Origin of the sequence: Pseudomonas reinekei (assembly GCF_001945365.1) — a bacterium.
In the GTDB taxonomy this organism is placed as follows: domain Bacteria; phylum Pseudomonadota; class Gammaproteobacteria; order Pseudomonadales; family Pseudomonadaceae; genus Aquipseudomonas; species Aquipseudomonas reinekei.
In genome coordinates this window covers 97,594-108,389 of record NZ_MSTQ01000018.1, presented here as the reverse complement: position 1 = coordinate 108,389, position 10,796 = coordinate 97,594, and the positions used below count along the sequence as shown (strand labels likewise).

Annotated in this window: 10 protein-coding genes, 4 tRNA genes and 1 rRNA gene; all 15 read left to right on the top strand. The window is 55.1% G+C overall.

The genetic code is table 11. The features are described from left to right. Positions 1-78 precede the first annotated feature (78 nt). The 15 genes from rrf (at position 79) to rpoB (ending at position 10,781) form a co-directional block, all read left to right on the top strand. Positions 79-194: ribosomal RNA gene (gene rrf / locus BVK86_RS23640) — 5S ribosomal RNA — on the top strand. 134 nt (positions 195-328) lie between these two features. Then, entirely contained in the window at positions 329-1,288 is a 960-nt protein-coding gene (gene birA, locus BVK86_RS23635; RefSeq protein WP_075948682.1) for a bifunctional biotin--[acetyl-CoA-carboxylase] ligase/biotin operon repressor BirA, read from the top strand. Next, positions 1,278-2,027, top strand: a complete 750-nt coding sequence (locus BVK86_RS23630; protein ID WP_075948681.1) for a pantothenate kinase — start codon at positions 1,278-1,280, stop codon at positions 2,025-2,027. Before birA ends, BVK86_RS23630 begins: the two co-directional genes overlap by 11 nt. Positions 2,028-2,034: 7 nt before the next feature. After that, the gene (locus BVK86_RS23625) at positions 2,035-2,469 is read left to right on the top strand and encodes a hypothetical protein (RefSeq protein WP_075948680.1); all 435 of its coding nucleotides are present in this window, start codon (positions 2,035-2,037) and stop codon (positions 2,467-2,469) included. A gap of 143 nt (positions 2,470-2,612) precedes the next feature. Then, positions 2,613-2,697, top strand: a tRNA-Tyr gene (locus BVK86_RS23620). A gap of 23 nt (positions 2,698-2,720) precedes the next feature. After that, positions 2,721-2,794 (top strand) — tRNA-Gly (locus BVK86_RS23615). Positions 2,795-2,819: 25 nt separating this feature from the next. Beyond that, positions 2,820-2,895 (top strand) — tRNA-Thr (locus BVK86_RS23610). Between the two features lie 175 nt (positions 2,896-3,070). Beyond that, positions 3,071-3,146: transfer RNA gene (locus tag BVK86_RS23605), tRNA-Trp, on the top strand. A 45-nt stretch (positions 3,147-3,191) separates the two neighbouring features. Next, complete coding sequence (gene secE / locus BVK86_RS23600; protein ID WP_075948679.1) at positions 3,192-3,560, top strand: preprotein translocase subunit SecE; 369 nt, start codon at positions 3,192-3,194, stop codon at positions 3,558-3,560. 9 nt (positions 3,561-3,569) lie between these two features. Then, positions 3,570-4,103 carry a transcription termination/antitermination protein NusG gene (nusG, locus tag BVK86_RS23595; protein ID WP_007933727.1) on the top strand — a complete coding sequence of 178 codons (534 nt, stop codon included), beginning with the start codon at positions 3,570-3,572 and terminating at the stop codon, positions 4,101-4,103. Positions 4,104-4,220: 117 nt separating this feature from the next. Continuing rightward, the gene (rplK, locus tag BVK86_RS23590; protein ID WP_007933726.1) at positions 4,221-4,652 is read left to right on the top strand and encodes a 50S ribosomal protein L11; all 432 of its coding nucleotides are present in this window, start codon (positions 4,221-4,223) and stop codon (positions 4,650-4,652) included. Continuing rightward, positions 4,652-5,347, top strand: a complete 696-nt coding sequence (gene rplA / locus BVK86_RS23585; protein WP_003186095.1) for a 50S ribosomal protein L1 — start codon at positions 4,652-4,654, stop codon at positions 5,345-5,347. Before rplK ends, rplA begins: the two co-directional genes overlap by 1 nt. A 198-nt stretch (positions 5,348-5,545) precedes the next feature. Further along, positions 5,546-6,046, top strand: a complete 501-nt coding sequence (gene rplJ / locus BVK86_RS23580) for a 50S ribosomal protein L10 (protein ID WP_007970413.1) — start codon at positions 5,546-5,548, stop codon at positions 6,044-6,046. Positions 6,047-6,121: 75 nt separating this feature from the next. After that, entirely contained in the window at positions 6,122-6,487 is a 366-nt protein-coding gene (gene rplL / locus BVK86_RS23575; protein WP_056855887.1) for a 50S ribosomal protein L7/L12, read from the top strand. A gap of 220 nt (positions 6,488-6,707) precedes the next feature. Further along, complete coding sequence (gene rpoB, locus BVK86_RS23570; RefSeq protein WP_075948678.1) at positions 6,708-10,781, top strand: DNA-directed RNA polymerase subunit beta; 4,074 nt, start codon at positions 6,708-6,710, stop codon at positions 10,779-10,781. Positions 10,782-10,796 lie beyond the last annotated feature (15 nt).

Sequence of the window (10,796 nt, the reverse complement as noted above, 5' to 3'; positions counted from 1 at the left end):
GTATCGTTCACAAAACCGCAAGACTATCGCATACCCAATTTGCTGAAGCGTCGAAAGACGAGTCGGCACACCGAATTTCTTGACGACCATAGAGCATTGGAACCACCTGATCCCATCCCGAACTCAGCAGTGAAACGATGCATCGCCGATGGTAGTGTGGGGTTTCCCCATGTGAGAGTAGGTCATCGTCAAGATTAAATTCCGAAACCCCAATTGCGAAAGCAGTTGGGGTTTTGTTTTGTCCGCAGGAAAATCTGTTCTCCTCGATTTCTATGCAATTACTCGGGGCGTGGCTATCATGCGGGCCTCATTGTGAGGCAGGACTTGCATGCTGACGTTGTTAAAGCTTCTTAAAGATGGCCGATTCCATTCGGGTCAAGCGCTTGGTGCTGCCCTCGGCGTTAGTCGTAGCGCCGTGTGGAAGCAGCTTCAGCATTTGGAGGCTGACCTGGGGTTATCCATTCATAAAATTCGCGGGCGTGGTTATCAATTGGCGGCGCCATTGACGCTGCTTGATCCCGTCGAGATAGCGAGGCTTTCTCCTTCTTGGCAATGGCCTGTGCTGGTTTTCGACTCTATTGACTCGACAAACGCTGAGGCTCTTCGAGCGATTGATCGTCTCCAGATCGCGCCTTTTCTGGTGCTCGCGGAACGGCAGACGGCGGGGCGGGGGCGTCGAGGGCGAAAGTGGGTCAGTCCGTTTGCCGAGAACGTTTACTTCAGCCTGGTATTGCGTATCGATGGTGGGATGCGTCAACTGGAGGGGCTGAGTCTTGTCGTGGGGCTCGCTGTCATGCAGGCGCTGCGTGAGCTTGGGGTTTCAGAGGCGGGCTTGAAGTGGCCGAACGATGTCCTGGTAGATCAAAAGAAGATTGCCGGAATCTTGCTTGAATTGGTTGGAGATCCCGCTGATGTCTGTCATGTGGTTTTGGGTGTTGGGATTAATGTAAACATGCAGATGGCCGATGAGGTCGATCAGCAATGGACGTCCATGCGTCTAGAGTCCGGAAAGATGTTCGATCGTAATCAGCTGGTGGCGACACTCGGAGAGATGCTCCAGAAGTATCTCGCTCGTCATCAGGCCGCAGGCTTTTCTACCATCCGGGCTGAGTGGGAGCAAAATCACTTATGGCAGGGGCGCGCTGTGTCATTGATTGCCGGTGTAAATCAAATAGATGGCGAGGTGCTGGGTATTGATAGTCAAGGTGCTCTGCGCTTGAAGGTGGGTGGTGTGGAAAAAGTCTTTAGTGGTGGTGAGCTGAGTCTGAGGTTGCGCAATGATTCTTGAGCTCGACTGCGGAAATAGTTTCATCAAATGGCGGGTGCTCGAGTCGAATGCTCGGGTGGTTTTGGGTGGTGGGGTCGTGGATTCGGATCTTGCCTTGCTGGCGGAATTGAAGCTGCTCAGCGGGTTGGCGCTCAAGTACTGCCGTCTGGTCAGTGTGAGGACGCCAGAGGAGACCGGCTTATTGATCTCTCTGCTGAAGGAGTCCTTCGACGTGTCGGTCGTTAGCGCGTCGCCTGCGCGAGAGATGGCCGGCGTACGAAACGGATATGATGAGTTCGAGAAGTTGGGGCTTGATCGTTGGCTAGCGCTGCTCGGTGGATTCCATTTGGCGGGTGGTGCGTGCCTCGTGTTGGATTTCGGGACTGCTGTCACCGCTGATTTCGTCGCTGCTGATGGTTGGCATCTCGGTGGGTTCATATGTCCCGGTATGCCGTTAATGCGAAATCAGCTTCGCACGCATACTCGCAAAATTCGCTACGGGGATCTTGCGGCTGAGCGTGCGCTGGAACGTCTCGATCCAGGCCGCACTACAGTTGAGGCTGTCGAGCGGGGTTGTCTGTTGATGCTTCGGGGTTTCGTGCAGACGCAGCTTGAATTGGCGCGGGGCCATTGGGGGGAGGGCTTCACGGTTTTCCTCACGGGTGGTGACGCGGGCCTGGTCTCCGAGATGGTGCCTGAGGCCAGGGTGGTCCCTGATCTCGTATTTGTCGGTTTGGCTATGGCGTGCCCTTTGGCCTGAGGTTTTTATGCGTTGGTTGTTTCTGCTGCTGCTTGTTCTCAATGTGTTTTATTACATATGGCATCAACAAGAGGCTCCGCTGCGTGCCAAGGATGTAACACCTTTGAGTCTGTATCGAGGGTCGCAGCAGGATATCCGGCTGTTGAGCGAGACCGAGGTTGCGCCTAAAGATAAGCCGGTCCAGGCCGATCCTGGCTGTCTTTATGTTGGGGGCTTTGTGCGCCAGGATGTTGCTCAGGGGCTTGAGCGAAGACTGACGGGCATGGAGGTGAAGTTTCAGGCGTTGCCTCGGGGTAGCTCTGAATCCGTGGGCTATTGGCTGCGCGTAGCCCCTGAAAGCCGGCGCTGGCTCGATGACCTGCAGTTGATAAACCTTTCTAAAGAATTCAATGAGTTAAAACATAAAATAATGCCTTGTGAGGGGGTTGCACCCTTCGAATAGTTTGCATAGAATGGCGCCCGCTCCACAGCGAACACCGGAAACGGTCAACGAAGTGAAGCGAGGTCAACGCAGCTAAGCTCAGGTTTTTAATGAGAAAAATGCTTGACAGAAGGCTGGCATGATGTAGAATGCCGGCTCGCTTAGGAGGGGTTCCCGAGCGGCCAAAGGGATCAGACTGTAAATCTGACGTCTACGACTTCGAAGGTTCGAATCCTTCCCCCTCCACCATTTTAGCGAGAGCTGTAAGCCTCGCGGGTATAGTTTAGTGGTAGAACCTCAGCCTTCCAAGCTGATGATGCGGGTTCGATTCCCGCTACCCGCTCCAAGTTTACAGGTTTTGCACAGTGTTCGCTCTTGTAGCTCAGTTGGTAGAGCACACCCTTGGTAAGGGTGAGGTCAGCGGTTCAAATCCGCTCAAGAGCTCCATATAACAAGGCAGATATGAAAATATCTGCCTTTGTTTTAGGGGTTCAGGTTGTAGTCTATCGCGTCGCAAGGTTCGATGTCTGCCTTGTGATGTTGGTGTCGTCGCCTGGGTCTAAGAGTAAATTGTTGTAAAGTCTTCTTCGGGCCTGCATAATGGTCGGCCTGATTTTGTTTTAGGTCAGTAGCTCAATTGGCAGAGCGACGGTCTCCAAAACCGTAGGTTGGGGGTTCGATTCCCTCCTGACCTGCCAGATTCACTCGGTGTATCTGGCTTTCTTTTCACAGGATCTTCATAGATGACTCCTAAAGCTGAAGCTCAAGGCTCTCGCTTCGATCTGCTCAAGTGGCTAGTGGTAGTCGCTTTGGTGGTTATTGGCGTTGTTGGTAATCAGTATTACTCTGCTTCGCCGATCCTGTACCGCGTACTTGCATTGCTTGTGATTGCTGCCGTAGCTGCCTTTGTAGGCCTGCAGACAGTTAAGGGCAAGTCTTTCTTCGTACTGGTTAAGGAAGCGCGCACCGAGATTCGTAAAGTCGTATGGCCAACTCGCCAAGAAACCACGCAGACCACGTTGATCGTTGTGGCTGTTGTCCTGGTTATGGCGTTGCTGTTGTGGGGGCTTGATTCCCTGCTCGGCTGGCTTGTCTCCTTGATTGTCGGCTAAGGGTGTCCCGTGGCTAAGCGTTGGTATGTTGTGCATGCTTACTCGGGTTACGAGAAGCATGTCATGCGCTCGTTGATCGAGCGTGTAAAGCTGGCTGGCATGGAAGATGGCTTCGGCGAGATTCTGGTTCCCACTGAAGAAGTGGTTGAGATGCGCAACGGCCAGAAGCGCAAGAGCGAGCGTAAGTTCTTCCCTGGTTATGTTCTGGTCCAGATGGATATGAATGAGGGTACTTGGCACTTGGTCAAGGACACTCCTCGTGTGATGGGTTTTATCGGCGGTACAGCTGATAAGCCTGCGCCGATTACTGATAAAGAGGCAGAAGCGATTTTGCGTCGCGTCGCTGACGGTAGCGATAAGCCTAAGCCGAAGACGTTGTTCGAGCCGGGTGAGTCGGTGCGCGTTAATGACGGCCCGTTTGCCGATTTCACTGGCACGGTCGAAGAGGTTAACTACGAGAAGAGCCGGATCCAGGTGGCAGTGCTCATTTTCGGACGCTCTACCCCGGTAGAGTTGGAGTTCAGTCAGGTCGAAAAGGTCTAGCTGAGCAAGCATCCCAACCCCGCAGCCTTAGGCTGTGGGGTTTTGTCGTCACTGGGATAAACGCGCAAGTAACCGGGGAGCCTTTCGAGGCGTTTGAACCCGTAATTGGAGTGCCTCATGGCCAAGAAGATTACCGCTTACATCAAGCTGCAAGTGAAGGCCGCTCAGGCTAACCCGAGCCCACCTGTTGGTCCTGCTCTGGGTCAGCATGGCGTGAACATCATGGAATTCTGCAAGGCTTTCAACGCCCGTACTCAGGGTCTTGAGCCAGGTCTGCCGACTCCAGTGATCATCACTGTCTACAGCGACCGTAGCTTCACGTTCGAAACCAAATCCACCCCTGCTTCGGTTCTGCTGAAGAAGGCGGCCGGTCTGACCAGCGGTTCCGCTCGTCCGAACACCGTTAAGGTTGGCACTGTAACTCGTGCTCAGCTGGAAGAAATCGCGAAAACCAAAAACGCGGATCTGACTGCAGCTGATATGGAAGCGGCCGTGCGTACCATCGCCGGTTCTGCTCGTAGCATGGGCCTTAACGTGGAGGGTGTGTAATGGCTAAGCTGACCAAGCGTCAAAAGGCTATCGCCGGCAAAATCGAAGCAGGTAAGGCCTACAACTTTGTAGACGCTGCTGCCCTGCTGGCTGAGCTGTCGACTGTCAAGTTCAGCGAGTCGTTCGACGTAGCTGTTAACCTGGGCGTTGACCCGCGTAAATCCGACCAGGTCGTTCGTAGCGCTACTGTGCTGCCACACGGCACTGGCAAGACCGTTCGCGTTGCAGTGTTCACCCAGGGTCCAGCTGCTGAGGCCGCTCTGGCTGCCGGCGCTGACCGTGTAGGTATGGACGACCTGGCTGCCGAAATGAAAGGCGGCGACCTGAACTATGACGTAGTTATCGCATCTCCGGATGCAATGCGCGTTGTGGGTCAGTTGGGTCAGATCCTCGGTCCACGTGGCCTGATGCCTAACCCTAAAGTCGGCACCGTAACTCCAGACGTCGCTACCGCGGTTAAAAACGCCAAGGCTGGTCAGGTTCGTTATCGCACCGACAAAAACGGCATCATCCACACTTCCGTTGGCAAGATCGGCTTCGATGCCGTCAAGCTGAAGGAAAACGTTGAAGCCCTGATCGCTGATCTGAAGCGTATCAAGCCAGCTTCCTCGAAAGGTATCTACGTCAAGCGCGTTACCCTGAGCACCACTATGGGCCCAGGTCTGGTCATCGACCAAAGCTCGCTCGACGCGTAAGACAACGATTGGCGCAAGCGATTGCGTCAATTGAAAAATTGGGGTCCCTGCCTGGCGGGGGCTATCCAAGACCGTAGGCGACGCAAGTCTTAAACCACAAGCCTACGCAGATGGTGCTCCCGGTTCCTTACCGAATCAGACACCAAAACGACATCCGGTTTCGACCAGATGAAACGGTAACAAGCAGGAGTTAAACCCGTGGCAATTAAACTCGAAGACAAGAAGGCCATCGTCGCTGAAGTCAACGAGGCTGCCAAAGTCGCTCTGTCCGCTGTCGTGGCTGATGCCCGTGGCGTAACAGTAGGCGCGATGACCGGACTCCGTAAAGAGGCTCGTGAAGCTGGCGTTTACGTACGTGTTGTACGTAACACCCTGCTCAAGCGCGCTGTTGCTGACACTGAATTCAGTGTCCTCAACGACGTGTTCACTGGCCCTACCCTGATTGCATTCTCCAAAGAACATCCAGGCGCTGCTGCCCGGATCTTCAAAGAGTTCGCAAAGGGTCAGGACAAGTTCGAGATCAAGGCAGCTGCGTTCGAGGGCAAGTTCCTCGCAGCTAACCAAATCGACGTACTGGCAACTCTGCCGACCCGTGACGAAGCAATTTCTCAGCTGATGAGCGTGATTCAAGGCGCTACCAGCAAATTGGCTCGTACCCTGGCGGCAATTCGCGACCAGAAAGAAGCTGCTGCAGCCTAAGGCTCGTCAACTTCTCGCGTTTTTTGTTTTTTTCGATGGTCGCGTAGGCCGTCCCCAATATCAGGAATTAGATTCATGTCTATCTCTCAGAACGATATCCTTGAAGCAGTTGGCAACATGTCCGTAATGGAAGTTGTTGAGCTGATCAAAGCTTTCGAAGAAAAATTCGGCGTTACCGCTGCTGCTGCATCGGCTGGTCCAGCTGCTGCTGCCGCCGTTGTTGAAGAGCAAACTGAATTCAACGTCATGCTGACCGAAGCTGGCGAGAAGAAAGTTAACGTGATCAAGGCAGTACGTGAACTGACCGGTCTGGGCCTGAAAGAAGCCAAGGCTGTAGTTGACGGCGCTCCTGCCATGGTTCTGGAAGCTGTTGCCAAAGACGCAGCTGACAAAGCCAAAGCAGCTCTGGAAGAAGCAGGCGCTAAAGTCGAGCTGAAGTAAGCATCGACTTTGCTCCTCCAGCCCGAGCGTTAAGCGACAGGCTGATGGCTGGTGGCTCTTGCCACCGGCCTTTTTCCGTTATTGGCAGCCGACTGGGTCGGTGTCGGTAACGTGCTGTAACCACCCGATGTGGTGGCGCAAACCATGGGGTTTGCACGATTTTCTGGCTGCTCCCGTCGGGAGGGGCCAAACAAGCAGGTGACCAAGCTGGGGAACGCTGATGGCTTACTCATATACTGAGAAAAAACGTATCCGCAAGGACTTTAGCAAGTTGCCGGACGTCATGGATGTGCCGTACCTCCTGGCCATCCAGCTGGATTCGTATCGTGAATTCTTGCAAGCGGGAGCGACTAAAGATCAGTTCCGCGACGTGGGCCTGCATGCGGCCTTCAAATCCGTTTTCCCGATCATCAGCTACTCCGGCAATGCTGCGCTGGAGTACGTCGGATATCGTCTGGGCGAACCGGCATTTGATGTCAAAGAATGCGTATTGCGCGGTGTAACTTACGCCGTACCTTTGCGGGTAAAAGTGCGCCTGATCATTTTCGACAAAGAATCGTCGAACAAAGCGATCAAGGACATCAAAGAGCAAGAAGTCTACATGGGTGAAATCCCCCTGATGACTGAGAACGGTACCTTCGTAATCAACGGTACCGAGCGTGTAATCGTTTCCCAGCTGCACCGTTCCCCGGGCGTGTTCTTCGACCACGATCGTGGCAAGACGCACAGCTCCGGTAAACTGCTGTACTCCGCGCGCATCATTCCTTACCGCGGTTCGTGGCTGGACTTCGAGTTCGACCCGAAAGACTGCGTGTTCGTACGTATCGACCGTCGCCGCAAGTTGCCTGCATCGGTGTTGCTCCGCGCGCTCGGCTATACCACCGAGGAAGTACTGGACGCGTTCTACACCACCAACGTGTTCCATGTGAAAGGCGAGAGCCTGAGCCTGGAACTGGTGCCTCAGCGTCTGCGTGGTGAAATCGCTGTTCTGGATATCCAGGACGACAAAGGCAAGGTTATTGTCGAGCAAGGTCGTCGTATCACTGCTCGCCACATCAACCAGCTGGAAAAAGCCGGGATCAAAGAGCTGGAAGTGCCATTGGACTACGTTCTGGGTCGCACTACCGCCAAGGTCATCGTGCATCCGGCAACCGGCGAAATCCTGGCAGAGTGCAACACTGAGCTGAACACCGAGATCCTGGCGAAAATCGCCAAGGCCGGCGTTGTTCGCATCGAAACTCTGTACACCAACGACATCGACTGTGGTCCGTTCGTCTCCGACACGCTGAAGATCGACTCCACCAGCAACCAACTGGAAGCGCTGGTCGAGATCTATCGCATGATGCGTCCTGGCGAGCCGCCAACCAAAGACGCTGCCGAAACCCTGTTCAACAACCTGTTCTTCAGCCCTGAGCGCTATGACCTGTCTGCGGTCGGCCGGATGAAGTTCAACCGTCGTATCGGTCGTACCGAGATCGAAGGTTCGGGCGTGCTGTGCAAGGAAGACATCGTCGCGGTATTGAAGACTCTGGTCGACATCCGTAACGGTAAAGGCATCGTCGATGACATCGACCACCTGGGTAACCGTCGTGTTCGCTGCGTAGGCGAAATGGCTGAGAACCAGTTCCGCGTTGGCCTGGTGCGTGTTGAGCGTGCGGTCAAAGAGCGTCTGTCGATGGCTGAAAGCGAAGGCCTGATGCCGCAAGACCTGATCAACGCCAAGCCAGTCGCTGCGGCGGTGAAAGAGTTCTTCGGTTCCAGCCAGCTGTCCCAGTTCATGGACCAGAACAACCCGCTGTCCGAGATCACCCACAAGCGTCGTGTCTCTGCACTCGGCCCTGGCGGTCTGACTCGTGAGCGCGCTGGCTTTGAAGTTCGAGACGTACACCCGACCCACTACGGTCGTGTATGCCCGATTGAAACGCCGGAAGGTCCGAACATCGGTCTGATCAACTCCCTGGCTGCCTATGCGCGCACCAACCAGTACGGCTTCCTCGAGAGTCCGTACCGTGTGGTGAAAGACGCACTGGTCACCGACGAGATCGTATTCCTGTCCGCCATCGAAGAAGCTGATCACGTGATCGCTCAGGCTTCGGCCACGATGAACGACAAGAAAGTCCTGATCGACGAGCTGGTAGCTGTTCGTCACTTGAACGAATTCACCGTTAAGGCGCCGGAAGACGTCACCTTGATGGACGTTTCGCCGAAGCAGGTAGTTTCGGTTGCTGCGTCGCTGATTCCGTTCCTCGAGCACGACGACGCCAACCGTGCGTTGATGGGTTCGAACATGCAGCGTCAAGCTGTACCAACCCTGCGTGCTGACAAGCCGCTGGTAGGTACCGGCATGGAGCGTAACGTTGCCCGTGACTCCGGCGTTTGCGTCGTGGCTCGTCGTGGCGGCGTGATCGACTCTGTCGACGCCAGCCGTATCGTGGTTCGTGTTGCTGATGATGAAGTTGAAACCGGTGAAGCTGGTGTCGACATCTACAACCTGACCAAGTACACCCGCTCCAACCAGAACACTTGCATCAACCAGCGTCCGCTGGTGCGTAAAGGTGATCGGGTTCAGCGTAGCGACATCATGGCCGATGGCCCGTCCACCGACATGGGTGAACTGGCGCTGGGTCAGAACATGCGCATCGCCTTCATGGCATGGAACGGCTTCAACTTCGAAGACTCCATCTGCCTGTCGGAGCGCGTTGTTCAAGAAGACCGTTTCACCACGATCCACATTCAGGAACTGACCTGTGTGGCCCGTGACACCAAGCTTGGTCCAGAGGAAATCACTGCGGACATCCCGAACGTGGGTGAGGCTGCACTGAACAAGCTGGACGAAGCCGGTATCGTTTACGTGGGTGCTGAAGTAGGCGCAGGCGACATCCTGGTTGGTAAGGTCACTCCGAAAGGCGAGACCCAGCTGACTCCGGAAGAAAAGCTGCTGCGTGCGATCTTCGGTGAGAAAGCCAGCGACGTTAAAGACACCTCCCTGCGCGTACCTACCGGTACCAAAGGCACTGTCATTGACGTACAGGTCTTCACCCGTGACGGCGTTGAGCGTGATGCTCGTGCGCTGTCGATCGAGAAGTCCCAGCTCGACGAGATCCGCAAGGACTTGAACGAAGAGTTCCGTATCGTCGAAGGTGCTACTTTCGAACGTCTGCGTTCCGCTCTGGTCGGCCACAAAGCCGAAGGCGGCGCCGGTCTGAAGAAAGGCCAGGACATCACCGATGAAGTCCTCGACGGTCTTGAGCACGGCCAGTGGTTCAAACTGCGCATGGCTGAAGATGCTCTGAACGAGCAGCTCGAGAAGGCTCAGGCCTACATCGTTGATCGTCGCCGTCTGCTGGACGACAAGTTCGAAGACAAGAAGCGCAAACTGCAGCAGGGCGATGACCTGGCTCCAGGCGTGCTGAAAATCGTCAAGGTTTACCTGGCAATCCGTCGTCGCATCCAACCGGGCGACAAGATGGCCGGTCGTCACGGTAACAAGGGTGTGGTCTCCGTGATCATGCCGGTTGAAGACATGCCGCACGATGCCAATGGCACCCCGGTCGACGTCGTTCTCAACCCGTTGGGCGTACCTTCGCGTATGAACGTTGGTCAGATCCTCGAAACCCACCTGGGCCTCGCGGCCAAAGGTCTGGGCGAGAAGATCAATCGTATGGTTGAAGAGCAGCGTAAAGTTGCCGAGCTGCGTAAATTCCTGCACGAGATCTATAACGAGATCGGCGGTCGTCAGGAAAGCCTCGATGACTTCTCGGATCAGGAAATCCTGGATCTGGCTCAAAACCTGCGTGGCGGCGTTCCGATGGCCACTCCAGTGTTCGACGGCGCCAAGGAAAGCGAAATCAAGGCCATGCTGAAACTGGCAGACCTGCCAGAAAGCGGCCAGATGCAGCTGACCGACGGCCGTACCGGCAACAAGTTCGAGCGCCCGGTTACCGTTGGCTACATGTACATGCTGAAGCTGAACCACTTGGTAGACGACAAGATGCACGCTCGTTCTACCGGTTCGTACAGCCTGGTTACCCAGCAACCGCTGGGTGGTAAGGCGCAGTTCGGTGGTCAGCGTTTCGGGGAGATGGAGGTCTGGGCACTGGAAGCATACGGTGCTGCTTACACTCTGCAAGAAATGCTCACAGTGAAGTCGGACGATGTGAACGGCCGTACCAAGATGTACAAAAACATCGTGGATGGCGATCACCGTATGGAGCCGGGCATGCCCGAGTCCTTCAACGTGTTGATCAAGGAAATTCGTTCCCTCGGCATCGATATCGATCTGGAAACCGAATAACACGTGACGCGAATC